Consider the following 24,149-nt stretch of genomic DNA (forward strand, 5'->3'; position numbering starts at 1 on the left):
GGCCGGTGGCCGTCGCACGCGCTTGTGTGCGGCGTGCGACGGGACATGACAGACGGTCAGCCGAACCGGCCGGGCGTGTACGGCGGTCGGTTCGGCCGGTGCGCTCGTTCCGTCAGATCGGCCGGCCGGCTCCCAGCAGCGGGACGGCCGCCCGTTCCAGCACCGAACCGACCCGCTCCCAGGTCGTCAGATCCCTTTCGACGGCTTCCAGGTGCACCTCTTCGCCCGTGTCCCAGCCGGTGGCGATCGCGACCGGGTCCGCGCCCATGGCCGCGGCGGCGGCGAGCGCGGCGGCGCCCAGCGCGACCAGTTCCCCGCTGGAGGGCACGGTCACCGGCCGCCCGGAGAGACGGCGCACGGTCTCCACCCACACGCGCCCCTGGGCGCCGCCGCCGATCAGCCGGAGCGGCCGCTTCGCCACCTCGGGGTCGTCCGGGTCGAGGCCGCAGGCCCGCAGGAGTTCGTCGAGGGCGCGCAGCACGGTGACGACCGCGCCCTCGTAGGCCGCGCCCAGGAGTTGCTGCGGGGTGGTGTCGTGGCGCAGGCCGGTGAGGAGGCCGGCCGAGGTGGGCAGGTCGGGGGTGCGTTCGCCGTCCAGGTAGGGCAGGAGTACGGCTTCGCCGCCCGGCGTCGCGTCATTGCGGTCCAGGCCCAGCAGCGCGGCCACCTTGTCCACGGCGAGCGTGCAGTTGAGGGTGCAGGCCAGCGGCAGGTACGTACCGTCCGCCGCGGCGAATCCGGCGAGCGCCGGGGAGGCCGGCCGGGCCCGGGACGCGGTGAAGACCGTGCCCGAGGTGCCCAGGCTGAGGACGGGGTGGTCCAGGAGTCCCGCGCCACCGAGCCCGAGGCCGACGGCGGCACTCATGTTGTCCCCGGTGCCCGCGGCGACGGCGATCCCGGCGGGCAGGCCGAGCGCCTCCGCGGCCGCGGCAGTCAGCACACCGGCGCGCGCCGCCCCGCTCGACGCCACCTCGGGCAGCATCGCCGGGTCGATGGCGAGGAGGGCGAGGAGCTCCGGGTCGTAGGAACCGGTCGCGGTGGAGTACCAGCAGGTGCCGGAGGCGTCGCCCGGATCCGTGACGGCGCGGCCCGAGAGGCGCTCGGTCAGGAAGTCGTGGGGGAGCCGGATCGCGGCAGTCGCGGCGGCGGTCTCCGGTTCGTTCTCCCGCAGCCACTGCCACTTCGACGCGGTCATCGAGGCGACCGGCACCGAGCCGGTGCGCGCGGTCCAGGCGTCGGCGCCGCCCAGGGCCGCGGTGAGCGCGGCGGCCTGTGGGGCGGAACGGGTGTCGTTCCAGAGGAGGGCGGGGCGCAGCGGGCGACCCGCACCGTCGAGGACGACCAGTCCGTGCTGCTGCCCGGCGACGGCGATCCCGGTGATGTCGGTGGGGGCGGCGCCGGACTCCTTCAGCCCGGCGGCGACCGCGTCGCGCAGCGCCTGCCACCACACCTCGGGATCCGTCTCGCGGGCTCCGCCCTCGCCCGTGACGACGTGCGGAGCGCGGCCGACGGCGAGCAGCCGGCCGGTGGCGGCGTCGACGAACGCGGCCTTGGTGGACTGGGTGGAACTGTCCACACCGATGACGACCTCATGCGGCGGCATGGCTGACCTCGATCTCTGGTTCAGATGGTTCCCGGCCGTGGACCCTCGCACTGCGGGCTCTCATCCCGCCGGGATTTGATCGTACGATGAACAAATTACGCGACGGATCCCCTCCCGAACAGGGGCCGCTCCGGATTTTCCGGGACGGGGGGTTACGTCGCGGGGGTGGTCCGTGCATGATTAGTCATGACAGTGAACAAATTGAGGTTCGGCCGTTCGACCGGCTGCGGACCCACGGCACCGAAGGCGGCAGGACCATGACGGATCGCTTCACGCCCACCCCGCAGGACAAGTTCACCTTCGGCCTCTGGACCGTGGGCTGGCAGGGCCGCGACCCGTTCGGGGACGCGACGCGGGAGGCGATCGACCCGGTCGACTCCGTTCAGCGTCTCGCGGAGCTGGGCGCGTACGGCGTCACGTTCCACGACGACGACCTGATCCCGTTCGGCTCGACGGACTCCGAGCGCGAAGGCATCGTGAAGCGGTTCCGGCAGTCGCTGGACGCGGCCGGGCTCGTCGTTCCGATGGCGACGACGAACCTCTTCACCCACCCCGTCTTCAAGGACGGCGCGTTCACCGCCAACGACCGCGACGTCCGCCGCTACGCCCTGCGCAAGACGCTGCGCAACATCGACCTCGCCGTCGAGCTCGGCGCCACCACCTACGTCGCCTGGGGCGGCCGCGAGGGCTCCGAGTCGGGCGCCGCCAAGGACATCCGCGTCGCGCTCGACCGCATGAAGGAGGCCTTCGACCTGCTGGGCGACTACGTCACCGAGCAGGGCTACGACCTCAAGTTCGCCATCGAGCCCAAGCCCAACGAGCCGCGCGGCGACATCCTGCTCCCCACCATCGGCCACGCCCTCGCCTTCATCGAGCGCCTGGAGCGCCCCGAGATGGTGGGTGTGAACCCCGAGGTCGGCCACGAGCAGATGGCCGGGCTGAACTTCGCGCACGGCATCGCGCAGGCCCTGTGGGCGGGCAAGCTCTTCCACATCGACCTCAACGGCCAGTCCGGCATCAAGTACGACCAGGACCTCCGCTTCGGCGCCGGCGACCTGCGCCAGGCCTTCTGGCTCGTCGACCTCCTGGAGAACTCGGACTACGCCGGCCCCCGCCACTTCGACTTCAAGCCGCCGCGCACCGAGGACTACGACGGCGTCTGGGCCTCGGCCGCCGGCTGCATGCGCAACTACCTCATCCTCAAGGAGCGCGCCGCCGCCTTCCGCGCCGACCCGGCCGTCCAGGAGGCGCTGCGCGCGTCCCGCCTGGACGAGCTGGCGCAGCGCACCGCCGAGGACGGCGTGGCGGGCCTGCTGGCCGACCGCTCGGCGTTCGAGGACTTCGACGTGACCGCGGCGGCGGAGCGCGGCATGGCGTTCGAGGCGCTGGACCAGCTGGCGATGGACCACCTGCTCGGCGTCCGCTGACACCACGGGAACAGGGGAGGGGGAGGGACACGCCGATGTCCCTCCCCCTCCCCGCGTACCTTCAGGCCGTCGGCCGCCCCGCGTACGCCACCGGGTCGGCCAGCACATCCGTCATCACCAGCGCCGCCGCACCCCGTGCCGCGTCACCCGCGACGGACGAGGCCCGCAGCCGGCCGCTGCCCGGGGCCCACAGTCCCGACACGACCCGGTCCGTCAGCTCCTCGTCGGCGGGCGGTGCCAGCCACGGCATCAGGTTCCGGTAGACCCCGCCGAGCACCACCGCGTCCGGGTCCAGCAGGTTCACCGCCCCCGAAAGTACCCGCCCCAGCATCCGGCCGGCGTCCGCGACCGCGGCCACCGCCCGCTCGTCCCCCGACCGGGTACGCCGCTCCAGTTCGGCGACCCCGATCCCGCTGCCGCTCTCCTCGATCCCCGCCGACCGCAGGAGCGCCGCCTGCCCCGCGTACTGCTCCAGGCAGCCGCGCGACCCGCACCGGCACTGCGGCCCCTCCGAGTCCACCACCACGTGCCCGATCTCCCCGGCGAAACCGTGCGCACCGCGCAGCAGCTCGCCGTTGATCACCAGGGCGCCGCCGACGCCGATCTCACCGGTCAGATAGAGGAAGGTCCGGATCCGGCCCAGCCCGCCGAACCACAGCTCGGCCAGCGCCGCCAGATTCGCCTCGTTCTCCGAACTGACCGTCAGCGCCTCGTGACCGGGGCGCTCGGCTGCCAGGGCGGCGGCGAACAGCTCCTCGGCGGGCACCTGGTTCCAGCCCAGGTTCGGCGCCTGACGCACCGAGCCGCCGGAGACCAGACCGGGCAGCGCCAGCGCCACGCCGACCGGGAACAGCTCCTGCTCGCGCGCCGAGTCCAGGGTGCGCGCGGCGATCCTGGCCGCCCGCGCCAGTACCTCGGCGGGCGGCGCGCCGCGGTTGTCGAGATGCTCGGTGAGCCGGACCCGGCCGGTCCCGGCCAGGTCGACGACCACCACCGACACGTAGTCGATGTTGACCTCGACGCCGAGCCCGGCCGGTCCGGTGCGGGCCGTCTTGAGCGCGGTTCCCGGCCGGCCGGCCTGGCCGCTGAACGTCTTGCCCGACTCCGTGAGGAACCCGCTGTCGAGCAGCTGCTCGACGAGCGAGGACACGGCGGCCCGGGTCAGCCCCACCCGCGCGGCGACCCCGGCCCGGGTCGCCTCACCCTCGCCCTCGTCACGGACGGCTCGCAGCACGAGGCTGAGGTTGCTGCGCCGGACGGTGTCCTTGTCGGCCTTGGGCCCCAGCGGCGTGAGGTTGCTCTTCATATCGGTGCCGAGCCTATGCGATCCCGTACGTCAGTACGGTCGCGATGTCCCGGTCCGGTCGCTCACGGGGAGCGGCCGGACCGGGTGGCACTCAGGCCGTGGCCCCGCGCGCCTTGAGCATGTCGGCCATGAGGGCGATCTCCGACCGCTGCCCCAGGACCATGCCCGAGGCCAGGTTCCGGATCTCGTCGGTCCCCGCCGCGGTGGCGGCCGCCTGCGCCATCTCAGCCCCGGCCCGGTGATGCGCGGTCATCAGCCTCAGGAAGCGCACCTCGGCGTCCCGGCCCTTGGCCGCGCGGAGCGCGTCGAGCTCGGTGTCGGTCGCCATACCGGGCATCAGTGCGCCGTCCCGCGGTGTGACGGTATGGCCCATCCACGCCATGGGCGGCCCGGGTGAGCTCTTCGCACGGCCCCACGTCTCCAGCCAGCCCAGCATCATGCCGCGCTGGTTGGCCTGGGTGTTGATGATGTCGTACGCGAGCCGGCGCACCGCCACATCGGAGGTGCGGTCCCGGACAATGAACGACATCTCGACGGCCTGCTGGTGGTGGACCGCCATGTCGCGCGCGAATCCGACATCGGCCGAGGCCTCGGCGGGAGCCGCGGCGGACGCGGTGGCGGAGGGCGCCGAGGAGGAAGGGCGTACGAGCATCAGCGCGACCAGACCGAGCGCGAGCAGCAGCACGGCCCCGCCGGCCAGCACCATCGGCCGTGACACACGGGCCGGGGACGTCACTTGGCGATCCCGCCGGAGCAGGCGGCGCCCGGCTCCGGGGTCTGCGGGCCCTGGACGTACTTCGTGAAGAACTGCGCGACGCGGGCGTCGGAGGCGCTCTTCACGGCCAGCTGCTTGCCCCAGGCGCTGAGCATCAGCGGGGACCCCTGGTCCTCCACCGGGCTCATCAGGGAGTACGGGGTGGCCTCGACCTTCTTCTCGAGCTTCTTCACGTCGGCCGGGCTCGCCTTGCTGGTGTACGTCACCCAGACGGCGCCGTGCTCCAGCGAGTGGACGGCGTTCTCCTTCGGTATCTCCTCCGTGTAGACATCGGCGTCGCAGTTCATCCACACCGGGTTGTGGTCGCCGCCGACCGGCGGGTTCATCGGGTAGTCGACCTTCTTCTCGACATGCTCCTGGGTGAGCTTGTCCCAGCTCTTCTCACCTTCGACGGGCGAGGACTTGGCGGCCGTCTCGGCCTTCTCCTGCTCGTCGGCCTCGTTCATCAGGTAGCCGCCGCCGGCGACCAGACCGGCCACGACGACGACCGCCGCGGTGATCGTGATGATGCGGCTGCGGCGCTCGCGGGCCCGCTCCTTGCGGCGGGCCTCCTCCAGCTTGGCGCGGCGGGCGGCGGCGGGGGTGTTCTGCTTCTTGGCGGAGGCCATGGTGGGTCCTTCGGTTCGTGAAACGGATGGGCTGCGGGCGCGCGGGAACGTTCTCGGGACGTCCGGGAACGGCCGGTGAGGCCCTAGATCCGTTGAACCTGGAGGCGTAGACGGTCCACATCGCCCACCGCGTCGTTCGACGGGCCGCGGATGGCGGCGGCGCCGGTGAGCGGGGACGGGGGGAGGGGCGAGGTGGCGGACGGGAGCGCCGCCGGGGCGGGCTGGCCGGGCACCACGACGGGGTCCGAGTGCTCCGAGTCGCCGTGGCAGGAACTTCCGGCCCCGCGATCGCGCGGCGCGTCGGCCACCACGACCCGCGCTGCGGGCACCGGAACGGCGAGGGTGACCCCGGGCGCGGCCGCCGAGGCGTGGCCGTCGTGCGCGGCGGCGGAGGCCCCCGGCGTCGGCCAGCAGCACGAGGCCAGGGCGATCAGGACGAACGCCCAGCCGAGCAGCACGGACGCGCGGGTACCCCGCCGCCGGTCCGTGCGATCGCTCAGCCAGTTCATTCCGGCATCGTATCGGTGTGTGAAGTTTCAATGAGTCCCGGACCCGGATCGGTGAAGCGGGGCCGGGGCCGGCGAACCTGTGGATCCCGGGGGAAGGGCTTCCGCTGAGGGCGTGGCGGGATAGTGTGCCCCGGTGACAACGCACTCGAACGTATCTGCGGGCTGGTATCCGGATCCGCACGGCGCCCCCCAGCTGCTGCGCTACTGGGACGGTTCCCAGTGGACCGAGCACACCAATCCGGCCGGCGGACAGCAGCAGGCCCAGCCGCAGCAGGCCCAGGCACCCGCCCAGGTTCCGCAGCAGCAGGTCCAGCCGCAGCAGGCCCCGCAGCAGCCGTATCAGCAGCAGGCGGCCCAGGCCCATCAGCAGGCTCAGCAGCACCAGCCCGCGGCCGTTCCGCAGCAGGGCGTGCCCCAGCAGGGCGGTGCCCCCGGCGCGGGCACGCTCTTCAATCAGCAGGTCCTGGTCGTGAACCAGAAGGCCAAGCTGATCGAGGTCACGAACGAGTACAGCGTCTTCGACCAGCACGGCAACACCATCGGCTCGGTCATCCAGGTCGGCCAGAGCGCGATGCGCAAGGTGCTGCGCTTCGTGAGCAGCATCGACCAGTACCTGACCCACCGGCTCGAGATCCGCGACGCGTACGGACAGCCGCAGCTGCTGCTGACGCGCCCGGCGAAGTTCATCAAGTCCAAGGTCATCGTGCAGCGGCCCGACGGGCAGCCGGTCGGCGAGATCGTCCAGCAGAACGCCATCGGCAAGATCAACTTCGCGATCATGGTCGACGGTCAGCAGGTCGGCGCCATCAAGGCGGAGAACTGGCGCGCCTGGAACTTCGCGATCGTGGACCACAACGAGGCCGAGATCGCCCGGATCACCAAGACCTGGGAAGGTCTCGCGAAGACCATGTTCACCACGGCGGACAACTACGTGCTGCAGATCCACTACCAGCTGCCCGAGCCGCTGCTGAGCCTCGTCGTGGCGACGGCCCTGACCGTGGACACCGCCCTCAAGCAGGACGCCCGCGGCCTCGGCTGAGCCCTCGCCCCCGCCCGCGTACGCGAGGAGGCCCGCACCCCCGGCCGGGGGTGCGGGCCTCCTCGGTGCTCACTCCGGCGGCTTACCGTCCGGCGGTCCCAGCCGGGAGAACACCGCCGCGAGGATCACCGCGGCCAGCGCCCCGGCGGCCACACCGCTGCCGAAGACGGTCCGCGCCCACACCGGCAGACCCGCGTACATCTCGGGAGCGAAGACCGGCAGCAGACCGACGCAGAGGGCCAGGGCGACCACGATGCCGTTCGTGCCGTGGCTGAGGTTCTCGCGGCTGAGCATGCCGAACCCCATCGTCGCGATCACCGCGTAGATGATCAGCCCCGCGGCGCCGACCACCGGTTCCGGGATGGCGGCGAGCAGCCGGGTGAGCGGCGTGATCAGGCCGCACAGGATCAGCAGGACACCCGCGCCCGCCGTGACGAACCGGCTGCGCACCCGGGTGAGCTGGACGATCCCGATGTTCTCGGCACTGGTCACCATCAGCGACGTACCGAAGACGCCGGCACCCAGCGACGTCACGGCGTCCGCGCGGGAGATCCTCGGCACGTCACGCGCGGCGTCCGGAGTACGGCCCACCGCCTCGCTGTTCAGCACGGTCTGCCCGGTCGCCTCCGCCAGCGAGGCGAGCGCGAAGACCAGCAGCGGCACGGCGGCCAGCAGATCGAAGTGCGGTGTGCCGTACGGGAACGGGTCGGGCAGCGCGAACGTGCTGCCGTGCGCCATGTGGAACGCCGTACCGCTGAGCGCGGCGACCAGAGTGCCGCCCGCCAGTCCGAACAGCACCGACATCTGCCGCCAGACACCACGCATGAACAGGAAGAACAGGGCGGTGATGCCGAGCGTGGCGAAGCCGAGGCCCGGCCCCGAGGCGATCATCGGCGCGGTGATCTTGATCATGTTGATCCCGATCAGGACCACCGTCGTGCCCATGACCAGCGGCGGGAAGAACCGCACCAGCCGTCCGTACAGGGGCAGCACGGCGATCAGGAAGACCGCCGCGATCAGCACCGAACCGGAGGCGGTGGCCGGTCCGTGCTCCTTGGCGACCTGGAGGAAGATCGCTACCGCCGCCCCGCCGGGGAGCATGAGGAACGGCAGCCGGGCCCCGATGCGCAACGCCTTGACGCCCAGGGACTGGAGCAGCGCGCCGATGCCGCACAGCACGAGCGTGGCGCTGAGCAGCGACGCGGTCTGGGAGGCGCTCAGCGACAGCGTGGTGCCGATCAGGATGACCGAGGAGACCGGGGCGGCCACCCCGGCCAGCAGGTGCTGGAACGCGAGCGGGACCAGCCGGGGGAGCGGGAGCCGCTCGTCGACCGGCGCGACGGACGGGGCCGGCGCGGCGGACGGTGCGGCGGCGGGGGCGGCCGTGTCGGGGACAGGGGAGGCCATGGTCCGGCTCAGCCCTTCGGGACGTCGAGCCAGGGGAGTTCCCGGGCCGAGTAGCGGTAGGAGCGGAACACGGCGTTGGGCTCGGACGGGAACAGCTTGCGCACTTCTTCTTCCTGGTAGCCGCCGAAGAACGGCACAATGTACTCCCAGCACAGATAGCCGTCCGCGGTCACCTCGAAGAGGCGTCCCGCGGGGGAGTCCGTCACCAGCGTGTTCCCGTTCGGCAGGCGCTGGGCGCTGCCCATGAACGGGGCGAAGAACGACTCGCGCGCCGGATCGTGGTACTCCCACGCAATGGTGCCACTCGACCGCTCGATCTCGATGACCCGGCTGAACGGGACGTCCCAGTGCGGCCGGAAGACGCCGTTGTCGAAGACCAGGAAGTTGCCGTTCTCCAGCTCGGTCGGGCAGTGCTGCTGCGAGACGGCACCGGGCTCGCTGCGCCAGATGATCTCGCCGGTCTCCCGGCTGATGACGACCACGGCGGAGACGGAGCGGAAGCTCGCCAGGATGTTGCCGTCGCTGGTCGGCAGCACGCTGTTGATCAGCGGGTAGTGCTCGCGCGAGTAGTCGGGGTGCAGTGGGAACGCCTCGCGGCCGAGGTGTTCGGAGACCTTCCACTCCCAGACGGTGTTCCCGTCGGCGTCCACCTCGATGATGGTGTCCGCCCAGACGGTTCCTTCGGGCTCCGATCCGGGCACCCCGCCCCGGACCGCTGCCGCGGCCTCGCCGGTCAGCGGCTCCAGCGCCGCGTACAACAGCCGGCCGTCGCCGTAGTGGTACGCGTCGTGGTGCTGGAAACGGTCGCGGTGCTCGCGTACGACCGTGCCGTCGGGGGTGATCTCCTGCATGATCCCGCCGCGGTACTTGTGCCACATCGGGAAGAGCGCCGGCTCGTCCGGGAGGACACCGCTGTACGCGAGGTTGCCGTTGGGCAGGATCCGGGCGTGACGGCCGGGACGGTACGGGAGGTTCCACTGGTGGACCACCTCACCGCGCAGGTCGATGAGATACACCTCGCCACCACCGGTCAGCGGGGCGAAGAGGGTGTAGCCGCCGTAGCTGGCGTCCTCGTCCAGGGCCATGAGCCCGGTACCGCGTCGCCGTCGCTGGTTCTGGTCCACGAGGGGCATGGATCGGTCCTCCCGGTTAACTTTATTAGGTGGGACTTAAGAGGTTAACCGGCCCGGTAGGCTGCTCCTTGCCCAGCCGCCTGTGGTGTGCGGCACGCAGGGACACGGAGTGAATGAGATGAGCGAGGCGGACGCCCCACAGGTCGGCCCGGGGATTCGCCGACGGCGCCGCGCCCTGGAACTGACCCTCGCCGAGGTCGCGCGACGGGCGGGACTCTCCACCCCCTTCCTCAGCCAGATCGAGAACGGCCGCTCCCGGCCGAGCATGGGATCGCTCCAGCGCATCGCCGACGCGCTCGACACGACCGCGGTCCAGCTGCTCTCCACAGCCGAGGCGCCCCGCCCCGTCGACGTGGTGCGCGGCACCTCCGCGTCCGTGCGGGAGACGGGCGCGGAGGGCGAAGGGGACGGCCGGATGCGGCCGCTGGTCCGCGGCCACCAGCGGCTGCATGCGCTGGAGTTCACCGGGGACCACGACTGGGGCCGCGAGTTCCGGCACCGCAACGACGAGATCCTGTACGTCGCCGACGGTTCGGCGGAGGTCGAGGCGGACGGCAGCTTCTATCGCCTGGAGCGGGGCGACACGCTCTACTGCGCGGGCGGCCTCGTCCACCGCTGGCGCCCGATCGAAGAGGGCACCCGGGTCCTCGTGGTCGGCATCGGGGACCACGTCCAGGTCACGGACGAGCAGAGCGGCTGACCTCGGGCCACTCGGTCGGATCGGACCGGATCAGGGAGCGGCTGACCTCGGGCCTCTCCTTCGGATCGGACCGGGTCGGGGAGCGGGGGTGCAGCCGCAGGGCGGAGGCGGGAGTCGCTGCGGAGCATTGGCGACCGACGGCAACGCCGCAGATGTGCGCACCGGGGCCCGCGGGCCCCGGCACGATCCAGGCGGGAGGCCCGAGGGGCTACCCCTCGTCCCCCGCCCGGTAGACGCCGAACGCGGCCCCCTGCGGGTCGCGTACCACCGCGATCCTGCGGCTGCTCGCGATGTCCGTCGGGGGCATCAGCAGATCGCCGCCTCCGCTCTGCGCGGCGGCCGCCGTCGCGTCGACGTCCGCGACGGCGATGTACGGCAGCCAGTGCGGCGGCACCTCGGACGGGATGTTCTCGTCCATCGTCAGCAGACCGCCGAAGTCCTCCCCGGCGATGCCCCACTGCGGGTACGTCTCCGAGGCCTTGACCGTCCAGCCGAAGACGTCCGGGTAGAAGGCGAGCGCCGGTTCGCTCGCGCGGGTGGCGAGCTCCGTCCAGCCCAGTGTGCCCGGTTCGTTGAACAGGTCGGCGCCGGCGAAGGCGCGGCCCTGCCACAGCGAGAAGACCGCGCCGGACGGGTCCGCCAGGACGGCGAACCTGCCCTCCTCGAACACGTCCATCGGACCGACCAGCAGCGAACCGCCCGCCGCCGTCGCCTTCCGGGCCGTCGCGTCCGCGTCCTCGACGGCGAACGACACGGTCCAGGCCGGCGGCTGCCCCGGCTGGTACGTGGGGCTGAGGGCTGCGACCCGGGCGTTCCCCAGGTGCGCCATGGTGTAGCCGCCCGCCTCCTCGCGCGGATCCGTCTCGGTCCGCCAGCCGAAGAGTGCGGTGTAGAACGACTTGGCCGCCGGAACGTCGGAGGTGCTCAGCTCGATCCAGCAGGGACCGCCGGGCACCGGTGCGGTGAGCTTCATTCGGATTCCTCCGTCGTGAGTGGATGCGCGCCGGGTTCGCCGGTCCGGCTGAACGCTATGACCGTGTGCCGGAGCGGGCCATCAGGCACGCGCAGCCGACCCAATCGTTTACGTGTGTAATACCTGCTAAAGTATGTGCGTGAGTCATACAAGCATCAGGCCCCGGCCGTCCTCCTTCCGCAGAATCCCGCTGGCCGCCCCGCTGCGTCTGGCCAGGCCCTCGGACATGTGGTTCAAGCCGGCGACGAGCGTGGTCGTGGCCACGGCGATCCCCAACCTGGTGCTCTACTCCCTGGACCGCCTCGACCTCGTGATGTACACGATGGCCGGCTCGCTCTGTGCGCTGTACGGCCACAACCTGCCGTACGCGCGCCGTGCCGGAACCGTCGTGGGAGTGGTCCTCGGGATGCTCGCCGGGCTGGCCGTCTCCCTGGTCACGGCCTCGCTGACCGGTTCGACCGCGGTACTGATCGCCGTCGGCGCCCTCCTGGCCGCCGGGCAGAAGCTGCTCTGCGACGCCACCCGCATCGGGCCCCCGGGGCCGGTGATCTTCACCTTCGTCAGCTCGGCCGCCCTGTTCAGCCCGCAGGAGATGGGCCAGGTGCCGGGCCACCTCGCTCTGACCCTCGGCGCCGGCGCGGTGTCCTGGCTCGTCACCGTCGCCCCCGCGCTGGTCCGCCGGGAGGGACCCGAGCGCCGCGCCACGGCCCGCGCGCTGAACGCCGCGGCCGCCTACGTCGCCGAGCCCGGCCACCGCACCCGCCGCGCCGCGGTCGCCGCCGTGCACGCGGCCTGGCAGACCCTCCTCGCGGCCGGACGCCCCACCCCCGTACGCACCGCACTCGAACGCCTCGTCGTCCACGCCGAGACGGCACTCACCGCACACCCGGGGGACACCGCCGCAGACGCCGGCCGGCTCCGCGAATGGGCCCGGCAGACCCGGGCCCGCGGGCCCGTCCCCACACCCCCGCCCGCCCCCGGAACCGCCGCGGAGATCTTCGGCGTCGACGCCGAACGCACCGCCCGGCGCCGGGTCCCCGGCGACGGAGCCGTACGCGCTCTGCTGCACCGCCTCGCCCCGGGCTCCCCGCTGCTGCCGGTGGCCGTGCGCACGCTCATCGGCTGCGCCCTGGCCGGGTACATCTGCTCGGCCGTCGGCGTCGGCCGCCCCTACTGGGCCATCGTGACCGCCGCCTCGCTCTACCAGGCCAACGTCATGCTCTCGTGGAACCGCACGCTGCAGCGCACCCTCGGCAACCTCCTCGGGGTCCTGGTCTTCGCCGCGGTCCTGCCGGCCGCCCGGATGGACCCGCTGGCCCTGATCGGCTTCTGCCTCCTCTTCGGGTTCGCCGCCGAAGCCCTGATCACCCGCAACTACTGGCTCGGCTCCGTGGCCGTCACCCCGATGGCGCTGCTCGTCCTGGAGTACGCAGGCAGCCACCCGGCCGGTGAGCTCATCGGCGACCGGATCCTGGACACCGTCATCGGTGCCGGAGTCGGATTCCTCGCGGCCGTGCTCGTCACCAACCGCCGCGCCACGGGCCGCGTCGAGCAGGCACTCGCCGACGCCGAGCAGGCCCGCGCCCACGCCGTACAGACCCTGGCCGCCCCCGCGCCCACCCACGCCGCCCTGGACGCGGCCCGCCGCAGGCTCACCGGATCACTGGTCGAACTGCGCGAGGCGGAGGACACCGCGGCCGGCGAATGGTGGCAGCGCGCCCTGCCGCAGGAGGCGGTGCTGGCGGCCGAGCAGGCCGGACACCGTACGCTCGCGGCGACAGCGAAACGGCTGGGGACGATCGCCCCGGCCCAGGAGAACGGAGCGGTGTGACCGACGACATCGTCGCCTCGGTGGTACGGCAGTGGCAGGCCGTGAACCCGGAACTCGACACCGGGCCGATGGAACTCATCGGCCGCATCAACCGCTGCTCCGCCCTGCTCCAGCAGGCCGAGGACGCACCGCTGCGGGGTGCCGGACTGACCCGCGCCGAGTTCGACCTGCTCGGCGCCGTACGACGCACCGACCGTGAACTCACCCCGGGCGAGCTGGCCCGGGAGACGTTCTCCTCCGGCGCAGCGGTCACCAAACGGCTCCGGGTGCTGCAGGAGCGCGGCCTGATCGCGCGCCGCAGCGACGCGCGGGACCGCCGGGTCGCGCATGTCGGACTCACCGACGAGGGGCGGGAGCTGGTCGACGGACTCCTGCCGCAGCAGCTCGCGTACGAACGCGCGGTGCTCTCCGGTCTCGACGCGGAGTCCCGCGACCGGCTCAGCGCACAGCTCAGCGAACTGCTGGTCCAGCTGGAGGGCAGCATCGGCGGCGGCCGCCGCTGACGGGCCGCGGTACCCGGGGCCCGTAGCAGGGCCCCGGCGCCCTGGGACAGCTACCCGGGCGCACCGAACCGCGCCGCCGACCGGAGGAGTTCCCCGGCGCGACGCTCCAGCGCGGCCTCGTCGCCGCGGCAGGCCGGCGCGCACGCCACCAGTGCCAGCCGGTCACGCCAGGTGGCACCGGCCAGCGGTACGGCGACCGCGTGCAGGCCCGGCACCGACTCGTCGCGGGCGGTCGCGTAGCCGCGGTCACGGATCCGGCCCAGCTCGGCGAGGAGCTCCGGCCGGGACGTGAGCGTGTCGGGGGTGACCGCGTCGAGCCTTTCCCGCGGGTACAGGACGCGGATCTGCTCGGCGGTCATCCGGGAGAGCAGCAGCTTGCCGCCCGCCGTGGCGTGCGCGGGACGGGTGCCGCCCCGCTCCAGCATCACCCGTACCGGATGACCGGACTCGCGGCCGTCCGTGACCAGGACCTCGTCGCCGATCAGCGCGGTGCTGAGCACGGTCTCACCGGTGCGCCGCGCGGCGTCCTCCAGTACCGCACCCACCCGTTCCCGGACCGGGGCGCCGAATCCGGCCGGGCGGCCCAGCCGCACCAGTTCGGGACCGGGCGAGTAGCCCCGCCCGGACGGTTCCCGGGTGGCGAAGCCGCGTCCTTCCAGGGTGCTGAGGACCCGGTGGGCGGTGGAGCGGCCGATGGAGAGCAGCCCGGCCGCCTCAGAGACGGTCAGGGCGTCATGGGTGAGGAACAGCCGCATCAGCCGCAGGCCGGTGTCGAGCGATTCGATGGTGTAGTCCCGCGCCGGCTCCATCAGATGTCTGTTCCCCTTCGTGTCCGCGATGGGCATCCACCCTTGCGGTGGTCATCAACCCGCTTCTTTCGATCCGCTTCGATCACATGTGCCCTTGTCCTTCTCTGCGGGACGCGAAGGGGCGTCCCCCATCGGAGCAGCCCGATGATTCGCCCGGTCACCGTACGACTTGCGGGGAGGGTGTTGCCGGTCGAAGGCGGGATGCGGCATCTCCGTCCCGCAGGGCAGGACGGGCGGGCGTGGGTTTCGCTCATCTCTCCCGTTCGTCACTCCTCGCGCACGACTGTTGGCGGTGCGTGTAAAAACTCGTGAGTGTATTACCGCGGGAGCGCTCGCGCAGGGGGTTGGGTGAATGTGCCGAAGCACTGTTTCGATCTGACTAAGCTCACGCGCAGTGAAGTCGAGTTGATATGAATTCGAGCGCTTGTTCCCTACTGCCCTGCAAGCGCTGTACCTCCCGATTACCTCCCGAATCAACCGCCAGAGGTTTTAGATGGTTCGTGTTGAATCACCACCGATCGACCGAGAAACACCTGTCGTCCGTGCCGTGTTGCTGCCCGTCGTCGTGATGGCCGGCGCAACCGCCGCCGCCGTCGCGCTGGTTGCCGAGGCCGCGCGGATACCAGTCGTCTGGTGCGGCGCCGTCGCCACCGTCGTGGTCGCCGTGCTCACCGCCGAACTCGCCCGCCGCTCACGCACGAACCGGCGGCAGCGCGCCCACTACGAACAGCGCATCACCGCGCTGGAGCGGCGCATCGCCAGTCACGACGAAGAGAGCGTACGGATCAGCAAGGAGCTCCTCCCTGCGGCGATCCACCGGCTGCGCGTGGGCAATTCGCCCGACGAGGTGCTGCGGGACGTCGTCGACGGCGACGAGGTATACCGCCACCTCCCCGACGCCCAGCGCGCGCTCGTCTACACGGTGCTGGACATCATCGACAACGAGGAGGCGACGCGTGACTCCGCGCAGCGCGCCTTCGTCAACGTCGCCCGCCGTGTCCAGGCGATCGTCCACCGGCAGGCCAGTGAGCTGCGGGAGATGGAGGAGCACCACGGGCGCAACCCCGACGTCTTCGACGACCTCCTGCGCATCGACCACGGCACCGCGCTGATCGGCCGGCTCGCCGACTCCATCGCCGTGCTCGGCGGAGCCCGGCCCAGCCGTCAGTGGCCCAAGCCCGTACCGCTGTTCAGCGTGCTGCGCGGTGCCATGTCGCGCATCCTGGAGTACCCGCGCGTCGATCTGCACTCGATCGCCAAGGTCGCCATCATCGGCACCGCGGTCGAACCGCTCATCCACGCCTGCGCCGAACTCCTGGACAACGCCACCCGGTACTCGCCGCCGCAGACCCGCGTGCACGTCACCGCCGTCGAGGTCCAGACCGGCATCGCCATCGAGATCGAGGACGGCGGCGTCAGCCTCAGCGAGGAGGCCCGCGCCCGGGCCGAGAACATGCTCGCCAGGGCCCAGGCCGGCTCCAGCATGAACGACCTCGGCGAGTCCCCCCGGCTCGGCATGGCGGTCGTCGGCCGGCTGTCGCGGATGTACGACCTCCAGGTGTCGCTGCGGCAGTCCGCGTACGGCGGTGTCCGCGCCGTACTCATCGTGCCGCGCTCCATGATCACCACCGGCCCCGCGCCCGGCATCGCCCACGGCATCGGCGCCACGTCGCGGCCCACCAGCGACATCGACCTCGCGGACATGAAGCACGTCGTCCCGGCCCGCAGCTCCCGCCGCAAGCCGAGCCCCGTAGCCTCCCGCCCGGCCACCGGACCGGTCGCTCCCGAACCCCGGCCCGTCACCCCGGCCGTCGCCATGGAGGACGACGTCCCCGTGGTCACCGAATGGACCTCCGGCGGACTCCCGCAGCGCCGCAGCCGGGGCCGCGCACCGCTCGGTTCGCACAACCTTCCCGCCCAGTCCACCGAAACGGGCGCCGGACGGAGCAACGCCTACGGCAACGGCCACGGTCAGGCCAATGGCAAGGAACCGCCTCCCGGGATCTGGCTGGAGGCGTTCACCAAGGCAGCCAACGGCGTGCCCCGGGAGCCCGGGGCAGACGACGACTCCGACGACGCGTGGGACAAGGGAGACCTGAAGTGATCCAGCAGCGGGGCAACATGGACTGGATGCTCAAAGAGCTCGCCGACGACGTTCCGGACATCCACCAGATCGTCGTGCTCTCCGCGGACGGACTGCGCATCGCCCGGCACGGAGGCGACCCCGACGTCGCCGACCGGCTCGCCGCGGCCTGCGCCGGGCTGCAGAGCCTGGCCGCCGCCGTCGCCTCCGAAATCCCGTACAGCGACGGCAGGATGCGGCTCGTCGTCATCGAGGTGACCGGCGGATTCTTCTACCTGATGGCCGCGGGAGCCGGCGCGTACCTCGCCGTACTCGCCGGTGAGACGGTCGACGCGGGCCTCGTCGGATCACGGATGCGCGACATGGTCGTACGGATCGGCGCCCATCTGACGAGCCCGCCCCGACACGACGGGCAGGCCGGATGAGTTCTTCCCGACGAGAACGCCGCAAGGCCGATCCGGCACTGAGCGATCCGGAACGGCTGTACGTCATCACCGGCGATCCCGACGGCAGCGAGCGGGCAGCGCTCGACCTGGTCACGATGGTGGTCTCGAAGTCGCAGCCGACACCGACGGTCCAGCCCGAGCAGGCCGTGATCCTGCGGCTCTGCCAGGCGCCGTTATCCGTGGCAGAGATCTCCGCCTACCTCAGCCTGCCCTTCAGCGTGGTGACCTCGCTCCTCACCGAACTCCTCGCCACCGAACTGATCGAATCGCGCGCCCCGATCGTCCGCGCAACCCTCCCGGACAGGTCCCTCCTCGAAGCGGTGATGCATGGACTTCAGAAACTCTGACACGATCACGGGCCCCCGCAGCGAGGACGTCCTCCCCACCACGGCCACCGCCGCGGTGAAGGTCGTGATCGTCGGAGGGTTCGGGGTCGGCAAGACGACCATGGTCGGCTCGGTGAGCGAGATCCGACCGCTGACCACAGAAGAGACCATGACCCAGGCCGGCGTCGGCGTGGACGACAACTTCGGGGTGGAGAGCAAGACCGCCACCACCGTCGCCATGGACTTCGGCCGGATCAGCATCAGCGAGGAGCTGATCCTCTATCTGTTCGGCACCCCGGGGCAGGAGCGCTTCTGGTTCCTGTGGAACGGACTGTTCGAGGGCGCACTCGGCGCCGTCGTGCTCATCGACACGCGCCGGCTCGAAGTCAGCTTCGACGTCATCGGGCGGCTGGAGGAGCGCGGCGTGCCGTTCGTCGTCGCCGTCAACACCTTCCCCGACGCGCCGAAACACCCCGTCGAGGCGCTGCGCAGCGCCCTGGACCTGCCGGACGAGGTCCCGATGATCGACTGCGACGCCCGGCTGCGCGCCTCCAGCCGCGATGTGCTGATGACCCTGATGCGCTATCTGCACAGCCTGGCCGTCCCGCTCGGCTGACGTCGCCCGCACCCGATCCGCGCGCCCCCATCGCGCACCCATCCGTCCGGCCCTTGGCAGACTGATCCCTGGAGCGATCGTGACATCCCCATTCCACTACGAACCCGGCGAGGCCACGGGGCCGGTTCCGCCCCCCGAGTGCCCGGCCCACGGCCTCGGTATCGGCCCCGGCGGCGTGCGACGCCTCTACGGCCCCGAGGCCGAACAGGATCCGCGCGGCCTGTACGCCAAACTGCGCGCCGAACACGGCTCGGTGGCGCCGGTGCTGCTGCACGGGGACGTACCCGCCTGGCTGGTCCTCGGGCACAGCGAGAACCTGCACATGACCCGTACGCCCTCACAGTTCTCCCGGGACTCGCGCCGCTGGCGGGCCCTGCAGGACGGCAGCGTCGCGCCGGACCACCCGCTGGCGCCCATCTTCACCTGGCAGCCGATCTGCGTCTTCGCCGACGGCGCCACCCATGAGCGCCAACGCGGCGCGGTCACCGACTCCATGGGCCGGATCGACACCCGCGGTGTGCGGCGCCACGTCAACCGCTACAGCAACCGGCTCGTCAACGACTTCTGCCGCGAGGGCCGCACCGACCTGGTCACCGCCTTCGCCGAACGGCTGCCCATGATGGTGATGTGCGCCATCCTCGGTATGCCGGAGGAGTACAACGACCGGATGGTGCAGGCCGCCCGCGACATGACCCGCGGCACCGCGACCGCGGTCGAGAGCAACGCCTATGTGCTGGACGCGCTGAACCGCCTCGTCGAGCGGCGCCGCCGCGAACCCGCGGACGACTTCGCCACCTGGCTGGTGGAGCACCCCGCCGACATGAACGACAAGGAGGTGGCCGAGCATCTGCGGCTCATCCTGATCGCGTCCTACGAGGCGACCACCAACCTGATCGCCAACGTGCTCCGCATGGTGCTCACCGATCCGCGCTTCCGGGCCCGGCTCAGCGGCGGGCACATGACGGTCCCCGAGGCGGTCGAGCAGACCCTGTGGGACGAGCCCCCGTTCACCGCGGTCTTCGGCCGCTGGGCGGTGGGCGACACGGAACTCGGCGGGCAGCGCATCAAGGCGGGCGACGCGCTGATCGTCGGTATCGCCCCCGCCAACATCGACCCGGTGGTGCGTCCCGACCTCGACGCCAACATGGAGGGCAACCGCGCCCACCTCGCGTTCAGCGGCGGCCCCCACGAGTGCCCGGGCCAGGACATCGGCCGTGCCATCGCGGACGTCGGCGTCGACGCCCTGCTGATGCGCCTGCCCGACCTCGAACTCGCCGTCGACGAGAGCGAACTGAGGTGGGTCGGCAACCTCATGGGCCGCCACCTCGTTGAGCTGCCGGCCGAGTTCGCGCCGCGCGCCCCGCAGGACGACCGGGAACCGCCGTCCATGGGCAAGCCGAACCCGACGCGCCAGGACTGGGAGGTGCAGTCCGCGGTACGGCACGTGGCGCCGACCCCGGTACGGGCCCCCGCCCCGCCGGAACCGGCAGGCACGGCGCCGGGCGTCCCACCGGCCGGGGTGACCGTGGCCGTCGACGGATCCGTCGACGCGCGGACCGGTGAGGGCTCCGCTGCCGGGATGATCCCGCAGCAGCGGAGGCCCGCGGCCCCGGCCAGGCTGTGGCGCGTCGTGACCCGCTGGTGGAACGGCTACTGACCGGCGGCGCAGTCGGGCGCGGACGGCCGGTCACCGGCCGGTCGTCCGCGCCTCGCTCCACCACCCCACGTACCATGCGGAAGCGTGAAGCTGACAATTCTGGGCGGCGGCGGGTTCCGGGTTCCCCTGGTCTACGGGGCGCTGCTCGCCGACCACGCCGAAGGCCGCGTCTCGGCCGTCACCCTCTACGACACCGACGTCGACCGGCTCACCGCCATGGCGCGGGTCCTCACCGAACAGGCCGAGGGAATCCCGGACGCGCCCACCGTCGCCGCGACCACCGAACTGGACGAGGCGCTGCGCGGCGCCGACTTCGTCTTCTCGGCGATCCGGGTCGGCGGCCTCGCCGGCCGGGCGGCTGACGAACGCGTCGCGCTCGACGAGGGCGTCCTCGGCCAGGAGACGGTCGGCGCCGGTGGCATCGCCTACGGACTGCGCACCGTACCGGTCGCCGTCGATCTGGCCCGCCGCATCGCCCGGCTCGCCCCGCAGGCCTGGGTCATCAACTTCACGAACCCCGCAGGCCTGGTCACCGAGGCCATGTCCCGTCACCTCGGCGACCGGGTCATCGGGATCTGCGACTCACCCGTCGGCCTCGGCCGCCGCATCGCCCGCGTGCTCGGCGCCGACCCCGACCGGGCCCGGATCGACTACGTCGGCCTCAATCACCTCGGCTGGGTGCGCGGGCTGTACGTCGAGGGCCGCGACGAACTCCCGCGCCTGCTCGCCGACCCGGAGCTGCTCGGCTCCTTCGAGGAGGGCCGGCTCTTCGGCGCCGACTGGCTGCGTTCCCTGGGCGCGATCCCCAACGAATACCTGCACTACTACTACTTCAACCGCGAGGCGGTCCGCGCCTACCAGGACGCCGAGCAGACCCGTGGCGCCTTCCTCCGTGAACAGCAGGAGGGCTTCTACGGCCGGATGAAGGACCCGGCCACACCGGCCCTGGCCACCTGGGACCGCACCCGCGCCGAGCGCGAGGCGACGTACATGTCGGAGAACCGGGATGTCGCGGGGGCGGGGGAGCGGGACGAGAGCGATCTGGACTCCGGTGGCTACGAGCAGGTCGCGCTGGCCCTGATGCGGGCCGTCGCCCGCAACGAGCAGACGTCCCTGATCCTCAACGTCCGCAACGGGCGCACCCTCGCGGTGCTCGACGCGGACGCCGTGATCGAGGCCCCGTGCCTCGTCGACGCGAACGGAGCCCGTCCCGTCGCCGTCGATCCGCTCCCGTACCACGCCGTCGGGCTGGTCACCGCGGTGAAGGCCGTCGAACGTGCGGTACTCGACGCGGCAGCGAGCGGATCACGCGCCGACGCGGTCCGCGCCTTCGCGCTGCACCCGTTGGTGGACTCGGTCTCGGTGGCGCGCCGGCTGGTCGACGGCTATACGAAGGTCCATCCGGGGCTGTCGTACCTGCGCCGGGAAGGGCCGTCCAGCACTCGTGGTGGTGGGTAGACGTGCGCTGTGGGCAACAGCCGCTTCCCGCTCGGCCCGTGCCGTAGCCGGCACCGTCGGCAGGCTCGCCCTGGACGCCGGTCTCGACGCCACCGGTCACCCGTCCGGCTTCACCGTCTCCACCAGCACCGACGGCAGGAAGTGGGGCGAGCCGGTCGCCGAGGTCAGCGGCCGCTCCTTCACCCAGGAGGCCGTCTTCGCACCGGAGACGGTCCGCCATCTGCGGATCACGCTGACCGCGCCCGGTGACACCGGGTGGGCGGTGAACGAGATCCGGCTGTACGCGGACGGACCCGACGCCGCCACCACCCTCCAGGCCGAACAGGCCACCGACGTCAAGGGCGTCACCCGTGGCAACGCGGCCACCGGCCTGCTCGGCTCCGGCGACCGCCTGGGCTTCCGCCAGGTCCGGTTCGGCGCGGGAGCGGACCGGATCACCGTCCGCGTCGCGGCTCCGGGCCGGGGCGCGACCGGAGTGCTCCAGGTGCGCCTGGACAGCCCGAAGGGGCGGGTCGTGGGGGGTGCTTCCGGTGCGCGCCACGGGCGGAGCGGACACCTGGCAGGAGCAGTCGGCGAAGCTGCCGCACACCGTCACCGGAGCGCACGACGTGTACCTCGTGGCGGCCGGGGGCGAGAAGACCGCAGCGGTCGACTGGCTGACCTTCCGCAAGTGAGCAGACGGGTGGGGCGGGGCATCGGACGATGCCCCGCCCCACCCGCACGGAAACGCGCTCAGGGAGCGGAGACGACGCGCCGTCCGCCCGCGGGCGCCCACGAGGGCGTCACACCCGTCACCTGGCAGACCATCAGGAACAGCGGAATGGGCGGCGTGTACGGCGTGCGACTGTCCGGCTGGTGGATCAGCCGGGGCCGTACGGCGGGGACGTACCCCCCGCGCGCGTACGCGGCCTGCACGGGCCAGTCCAGATCGAGGTCGGAGCCGGACGGCACGATCCACCACCAGCGGTCCGCGTCCGCGAAGACGCAGCCCGTACGCGGAAGATGGGACATCAGGCGGAAGCCGTAGCGCGCGGGCACGCCCACCGCGTCGCAGCCCAGGCTCGCCGAGAGGGCAGGGGGCAGCGGCAGTCGCACCATGCCGGCACCGTTGGGGCAGCCGGGTTCACGGGAGCGCCTGGCTCCGAGCAGATGGGACATGGCGTTCTTCAGCATGAGTGCTCCGAGCTGTGCGGCAGTTCCGCCCAGACGATGCGGCCCGAGCCGTTCCCGGCGTCGCGGGACCCCCAGGCGCTGCACATCGCGTCGACGAGCAGCAGGCCGCGTCCGTGCTCGTCGTCGGCGCCGGCGCCCAGACGTGGCCCGCCGGGCTGGTGTCCTTGGTCCTGTACGGCTATGCGCAACCGGGTCTCGAGGCAGCGCAACTCGCACACGACGCGCGCGCTGGCGGTGTGCACCACCGCGTTGGTGACCAGTTCCGACACGATGAGGACCGCCGCGTCATGGGCGTCGTCGTCGAGCCGCCACTCGTCCAGCCGGGCCCGCGTCAGCCGCCGGGCTCCGGCGACCGACTCGGGCTGCGCGGGCAGCGCGAAGCAGTATCGGAGCGCTTCCGTCCCGGGGCTGAGGTCCATGAGCCGGGGGATGAGCGCACTGCCAGGTGCCACGACCGAATCCTCACAGTGGGGGCTGTGTCACGCTTCGCGATCTTCCTGAAAAAGGGCGGGCATGACGAGTGAACTGGTTCACTCACCAACTCTCCCCCTGTCGTGAACACTTGGCAAGGGGCACTCTGAAAAATTCAGAGTGGCAGTGTTCTTGGTGGCACGCGCATGGCACACTGCTGCCAAACAGCGCATGGGGAGGTCTGAAGTGAGCGAACCGCGGTCCGCCCCGACCGTGGGTCAGGTCGTTCTCGGCAAGCGCCTGCAGGATCTGCGGGAGCGTGTCGGCCTGAGCCGGGACCAGGCAGCCAAGGTGCTCCGTGTCGCTCCGGCGACGATCCGCAGGATGGAGACCGCCGAGGTCGCTCTCAAGGTTCCCTATGTGCAGTCGCTCCTGAGGGCCTACGGGATCGCCGAGGAGGAGACCGACGCCTTCGTCGACCTCACCGAGGAGGCCAACAAGCCGGGCTGGTGGCAGCGCTTCCACGACGTGCTGCCCGACTGGTTCAGCATGTACGTCAGCCTGGAGGGCGCCGCGAGCCTCCTGCGGATGTACGAGCCGCACTTCGTTCCCGGGCTCCTGCAGACCGAGGACTACTCGCGCTCGGTGATGCGCACCGGAGCCGTCGGCCAGACCAGGCCCGAGGACATCGAACGCCATGTGGCACTGCGGATGGAGCGGCAGTCCCTGCTGATCCGGCCGGACGCCCCGAGGCTGTGGGTGGTCATGGACGAGACGGTGCTGCGCCGCCCGGTGGGCAGCCCCGAGGCCATGCGCGCCCAGACCGACCGGCTGCTGGAAGCGACCGAGCTGCCCAACGTGACCCTCCAGATCGCCGAGTTCTCCACCGGCCATCACCCGGGCACCTACGGGCCGTTCGTCCTCTTCCGGTTCGCCGTCCCCGAACTCCCCGACATGGTCTACAGCGAATACCTGACCGGGGCCGTCTACTTCGACGCGCGCCCCGAGGTGGCCTCCTACCTCGAGGTCATGGACCGCATGGCGGCCCAGGCCGCGACTGCACAACGCACGAAGGAAATCCTCCGGGACTTCCGCAAGGAGCTGTGATGACACCCATATACAACGGCATGCCGGCCGCCGATCTCGGCTCCGAGGGCTGGTACAAGCCGTGGAGCGGTGGCAACGGCGGCAACTGCGTCGAGGCGATGAAGCTCTCCGACGGAAGAATCGCCATGCGCCAGTCCGCGGACCCCGAGGGCCCGGCCCTCATCTACACCCACCGTGAGATCGCCGCTTTCATCCAGGGCGCCAAGGCCGGTCAGGCAGACTTCCTCCTGACCTGACCCCACTGCGCGG

Annotated in this window: 26 protein-coding genes and 1 pseudogene; 15 read left to right on the forward strand and 12 right to left on the reverse strand. The window is 71.8% G+C overall.

The annotated features are described in order from the left end of the window. Positions 1-112: 112 nt before the first annotated feature. The gene (gene xylB / locus OG446_RS32975; RefSeq protein WP_328897457.1) at positions 113-1,603 is read right to left on the reverse strand and encodes a xylulokinase; all 1,491 of its coding nucleotides are present in this window, start codon (positions 1,601-1,603) and stop codon (positions 113-115) included. A gap of 257 nt (positions 1,604-1,860) precedes the next feature. On the opposite strand from xylB, the gene xylA reads away from it, so the two are divergent. Further along, positions 1,861-3,030: a xylose isomerase gene (gene xylA / locus OG446_RS32980; protein ID WP_219568470.1), complete on the forward strand. Its 1,170-nt coding sequence runs from the start codon at positions 1,861-1,863 to the stop codon at positions 3,028-3,030. Positions 3,031-3,091: 61 nt separating this feature from the next. Here xylA and OG446_RS32985 read toward each other — a convergent pair whose 3' ends face one another. The 4 genes from OG446_RS32985 to OG446_RS33000 all read right to left on the reverse strand — a co-directional run bounded on the left by OG446_RS32985 (position 3,092) and on the right by OG446_RS33000 (position 6,228). Further along, complete coding sequence (locus OG446_RS32985) at positions 3,092-4,336, reverse strand: ROK family protein (protein ID WP_328897458.1); 1,245 nt, start codon at positions 4,334-4,336, stop codon at positions 3,092-3,094. A 91-nt stretch (positions 4,337-4,427) separates the two neighbouring features. Then, entirely contained in the window at positions 4,428-5,042 is a 615-nt protein-coding gene (locus OG446_RS32990; RefSeq protein WP_389261560.1) for a DUF305 domain-containing protein, read from the reverse strand. Positions 5,043-5,068: 26 nt separating this feature from the next. After that, entirely contained in the window at positions 5,069-5,719 is a 651-nt protein-coding gene (locus tag OG446_RS32995) for a DUF3105 domain-containing protein (protein WP_328897460.1), read from the reverse strand. Between the two features lie 83 nt (positions 5,720-5,802). Beyond that, positions 5,803-6,228, reverse strand: coding sequence for a hypothetical protein (locus OG446_RS33000; RefSeq protein ID WP_328897461.1), 426 nt, complete (start codon positions 6,226-6,228; stop codon positions 5,803-5,805). 133 nt (positions 6,229-6,361) lie between these two features. Here OG446_RS33000 and OG446_RS33005 point away from each other — a divergent pair, with 133 nt between their 5' ends. Further along, positions 6,362-7,267 (forward strand): phospholipid scramblase-related protein, encoded by a 906-nt coding sequence (locus OG446_RS33005; RefSeq protein WP_328897462.1) that lies wholly within the window; start codon positions 6,362-6,364, stop codon positions 7,265-7,267. A 69-nt stretch (positions 7,268-7,336) separates the two neighbouring features. On the opposite strand, the gene OG446_RS33010 is transcribed toward OG446_RS33005, so the two are convergent. Together OG446_RS33010 and OG446_RS33015 are read right to left on the reverse strand one after the other, a co-directional pair. Further along, complete coding sequence (locus OG446_RS33010; protein WP_328897463.1) at positions 7,337-8,674, reverse strand: uracil-xanthine permease family protein; 1,338 nt, start codon at positions 8,672-8,674, stop codon at positions 7,337-7,339. Positions 8,675-8,682: 8 nt separating this feature from the next. Beyond that, positions 8,683-9,807: an aryl-sulfate sulfotransferase gene (locus tag OG446_RS33015; RefSeq protein ID WP_328897464.1), complete on the reverse strand. Its 1,125-nt coding sequence runs from the start codon at positions 9,805-9,807 to the stop codon at positions 8,683-8,685. Between the two features lie 118 nt (positions 9,808-9,925). On the opposite strand from OG446_RS33015, the gene OG446_RS33020 reads away from it, so the two are divergent. After that, positions 9,926-10,507 (forward strand): helix-turn-helix domain-containing protein, encoded by a 582-nt coding sequence (locus OG446_RS33020; RefSeq protein WP_328897465.1) that lies wholly within the window; start codon positions 9,926-9,928, stop codon positions 10,505-10,507. A 208-nt stretch (positions 10,508-10,715) separates the two neighbouring features. Here OG446_RS33020 and OG446_RS33025 read toward each other — a convergent pair whose 3' ends face one another. Then, positions 10,716-11,480: a VOC family protein gene (locus OG446_RS33025; RefSeq protein WP_328897466.1), complete on the reverse strand. Its 765-nt coding sequence runs from the start codon at positions 11,478-11,480 to the stop codon at positions 10,716-10,718. Positions 11,481-11,619: 139 nt separating this feature from the next. Here OG446_RS33025 and OG446_RS33030 point away from each other — a divergent pair, with 139 nt between their 5' ends. Both OG446_RS33030 and OG446_RS33035 read left to right on the forward strand, forming a co-directional pair. Further along, positions 11,620-13,311 carry an FUSC family protein gene (locus tag OG446_RS33030; RefSeq protein ID WP_443050247.1) on the forward strand — a complete coding sequence of 564 codons (1,692 nt, stop codon included), beginning with the start codon at positions 11,620-11,622 and terminating at the stop codon, positions 13,309-13,311. Beyond that, positions 13,308-13,814, forward strand: a complete 507-nt coding sequence (locus tag OG446_RS33035; RefSeq protein ID WP_328897467.1) for a MarR family winged helix-turn-helix transcriptional regulator — start codon at positions 13,308-13,310, stop codon at positions 13,812-13,814. Before OG446_RS33030 ends, OG446_RS33035 begins: the two co-directional genes overlap by 4 nt. 50 nt (positions 13,815-13,864) lie before the next feature. Here OG446_RS33035 and OG446_RS33040 read toward each other — a convergent pair whose 3' ends face one another. Continuing rightward, positions 13,865-14,659 carry an IclR family transcriptional regulator gene (locus tag OG446_RS33040; RefSeq protein ID WP_328897468.1) on the reverse strand — a complete coding sequence of 265 codons (795 nt, stop codon included), beginning with the start codon at positions 14,657-14,659 and terminating at the stop codon, positions 13,865-13,867. A gap of 457 nt (positions 14,660-15,116) precedes the next feature. Between OG446_RS33040 and OG446_RS33045 the strand changes: the two genes are divergently transcribed. The 6 genes from OG446_RS33045 to OG446_RS33070 all read left to right on the forward strand — a co-directional run bounded on the left by OG446_RS33045 (position 15,117) and on the right by OG446_RS33070 (position 21,209). Beyond that, positions 15,117-16,727: a sensor histidine kinase gene (locus OG446_RS33045; RefSeq protein WP_328897469.1), complete on the forward strand. Its 1,611-nt coding sequence runs from the start codon at positions 15,117-15,119 to the stop codon at positions 16,725-16,727. Beyond that, positions 16,724-17,131, forward strand: coding sequence for a roadblock/LC7 domain-containing protein (locus OG446_RS33050; RefSeq protein ID WP_024494673.1), 408 nt, complete (start codon positions 16,724-16,726; stop codon positions 17,129-17,131). The genes OG446_RS33045 and OG446_RS33050 overlap by 4 nt, the downstream gene beginning before the upstream one ends. Continuing rightward, complete coding sequence (locus tag OG446_RS33055) at positions 17,128-17,499, forward strand: DUF742 domain-containing protein (protein WP_136324766.1); 372 nt, start codon at positions 17,128-17,130, stop codon at positions 17,497-17,499. Before OG446_RS33050 ends, OG446_RS33055 begins: the two co-directional genes overlap by 4 nt. Next, positions 17,480-18,094 (forward strand): GTP-binding protein, encoded by a 615-nt coding sequence (locus OG446_RS33060; protein WP_136324767.1) that lies wholly within the window; start codon positions 17,480-17,482, stop codon positions 18,092-18,094. Before OG446_RS33055 ends, OG446_RS33060 begins: the two co-directional genes overlap by 20 nt. A 79-nt stretch (positions 18,095-18,173) precedes the next feature. Then, the gene (locus tag OG446_RS33065; RefSeq protein ID WP_328897470.1) at positions 18,174-19,751 is read left to right on the forward strand and encodes a cytochrome P450; all 1,578 of its coding nucleotides are present in this window, start codon (positions 18,174-18,176) and stop codon (positions 19,749-19,751) included. Between the two features lie 84 nt (positions 19,752-19,835). Further along, complete coding sequence (locus OG446_RS33070; protein WP_328897471.1) at positions 19,836-21,209, forward strand: 6-phospho-beta-glucosidase; 1,374 nt, start codon at positions 19,836-19,838, stop codon at positions 21,207-21,209. Between the two features lie 96 nt (positions 21,210-21,305). Here OG446_RS33070 and OG446_RS33075 read toward each other — a convergent pair whose 3' ends face one another. After that, positions 21,306-21,557 (reverse strand): hypothetical protein, encoded by a 252-nt coding sequence (locus tag OG446_RS33075; protein WP_328897472.1) that lies wholly within the window; start codon positions 21,555-21,557, stop codon positions 21,306-21,308. Here OG446_RS33075 and OG446_RS33080 point away from each other — a divergent pair. Together OG446_RS33080 and OG446_RS33085 are read left to right on the forward strand one after the other, a co-directional pair. After that, positions 21,472-21,660, forward strand: a pseudogene (locus tag OG446_RS33080) (hypothetical protein); the annotation flags it as partial. The gene OG446_RS33075 and the pseudogene OG446_RS33080 sit on opposite strands and share 86 nt — an antisense overlap. A 79-nt stretch (positions 21,661-21,739) precedes the next feature. Next, positions 21,740-21,883, forward strand: coding sequence for a carbohydrate-binding protein (locus tag OG446_RS33085; protein WP_328897473.1), 144 nt, complete (start codon positions 21,740-21,742; stop codon positions 21,881-21,883). A 58-nt stretch (positions 21,884-21,941) separates the two neighbouring features. Here OG446_RS33085 and OG446_RS33090 read toward each other — a convergent pair whose 3' ends face one another. After that, a complete protein-coding gene (locus tag OG446_RS33090; protein ID WP_328897474.1) occupies positions 21,942-22,382 on the reverse strand; it encodes a hypothetical protein in 441 nt (146 codons plus the stop codon). After that, positions 22,376-22,834, reverse strand: a complete 459-nt coding sequence (locus tag OG446_RS33095) for an ATP-binding protein (RefSeq protein WP_219567119.1) — start codon at positions 22,832-22,834, stop codon at positions 22,376-22,378. Before OG446_RS33095 ends, OG446_RS33090 begins: the two co-directional genes overlap by 7 nt. Before the next feature lie 205 nt (positions 22,835-23,039). On the opposite strand from OG446_RS33095, the gene OG446_RS33100 reads away from it, so the two are divergent. Together OG446_RS33100 and OG446_RS33105 are read left to right on the forward strand one after the other, a co-directional pair. Continuing rightward, positions 23,040-23,900 carry a helix-turn-helix domain-containing protein gene (locus OG446_RS33100; RefSeq protein ID WP_328897475.1) on the forward strand — a complete coding sequence of 287 codons (861 nt, stop codon included), beginning with the start codon at positions 23,040-23,042 and terminating at the stop codon, positions 23,898-23,900. Then, positions 23,900-24,136, forward strand: coding sequence for a DUF397 domain-containing protein (locus tag OG446_RS33105; RefSeq protein WP_328897476.1), 237 nt, complete (start codon positions 23,900-23,902; stop codon positions 24,134-24,136). Before OG446_RS33100 ends, OG446_RS33105 begins: the two co-directional genes overlap by 1 nt. Positions 24,137-24,149: the final 13 nt, after the last annotated feature.

It is taken from the genome of Streptomyces sp. NBC_00236 (genome assembly GCF_036195045.1).
In the GTDB taxonomy this organism is placed as follows: Bacteria; Actinomycetota; Actinomycetes; order Streptomycetales; family Streptomycetaceae; genus Streptomyces.

Excerpts from the sequence above, each read along its gene's own strand:
- OG446_RS32990 (WP_389261560.1), bottom strand. The coding sequence starts at position 5,042 with ATGGTGCTGGCCGGCGGGGCCGTGCTGCTGCTCGCGCTCGGTCTGGTC.
- OG446_RS33105 (WP_328897476.1), top strand. The coding sequence starts at position 23,900 with ATGACACCCATATACAACGGCATGCCGGCCGCCGATCTCGGCTCCGAG.
- OG446_RS32985 (WP_328897458.1), bottom strand. The coding sequence starts at position 4,336 with ATGAAGAGCAACCTCACGCCGCTGGGGCCCAAGGCCGACAAGGACACC.
- xylA (WP_219568470.1), top strand. The coding sequence starts at position 1,861 with ATGACGGATCGCTTCACGCCCACCCCGCAGGACAAGTTCACCTTCGGC.
- OG446_RS33055 (WP_136324766.1), top strand. The coding sequence starts at position 17,128 with ATGAGTTCTTCCCGACGAGAACGCCGCAAGGCCGATCCGGCACTGAGC.
- OG446_RS33040 (WP_328897468.1), bottom strand. The coding sequence starts at position 14,659 with ATGCCCATCGCGGACACGAAGGGGAACAGACATCTGATGGAGCCGGCG.
- OG446_RS33010 (WP_328897463.1), bottom strand. The coding sequence starts at position 8,674 with ATGGCCTCCCCTGTCCCCGACACGGCCGCCCCCGCCGCCGCACCGTCC.
- xylB (WP_328897457.1), bottom strand. The coding sequence starts at position 1,603 with ATGCCGCCGCATGAGGTCGTCATCGGTGTGGACAGTTCCACCCAGTCC.
- OG446_RS33045 (WP_328897469.1), top strand. The coding sequence starts at position 15,117 with ATGGTTCGTGTTGAATCACCACCGATCGACCGAGAAACACCTGTCGTC.
- OG446_RS32995 (WP_328897460.1), bottom strand. The coding sequence starts at position 5,719 with ATGGCCTCCGCCAAGAAGCAGAACACCCCCGCCGCCGCCCGCCGCGCC.
- OG446_RS33025 (WP_328897466.1), bottom strand. The coding sequence starts at position 11,480 with ATGAAGCTCACCGCACCGGTGCCCGGCGGTCCCTGCTGGATCGAGCTG.
- OG446_RS33090 (WP_328897474.1), bottom strand. The coding sequence starts at position 22,382 with ATGCTGAAGAACGCCATGTCCCATCTGCTCGGAGCCAGGCGCTCCCGT.
- OG446_RS33000 (WP_328897461.1), bottom strand. The coding sequence starts at position 6,228 with ATGAACTGGCTGAGCGATCGCACGGACCGGCGGCGGGGTACCCGCGCG.
- OG446_RS33060 (WP_136324767.1), top strand. The coding sequence starts at position 17,480 with ATGGACTTCAGAAACTCTGACACGATCACGGGCCCCCGCAGCGAGGAC.
- OG446_RS33020 (WP_328897465.1), top strand. The coding sequence starts at position 9,926 with ATGAGCGAGGCGGACGCCCCACAGGTCGGCCCGGGGATTCGCCGACGG.
- OG446_RS33015 (WP_328897464.1), bottom strand. The coding sequence starts at position 9,807 with ATGCCCCTCGTGGACCAGAACCAGCGACGGCGACGCGGTACCGGGCTC.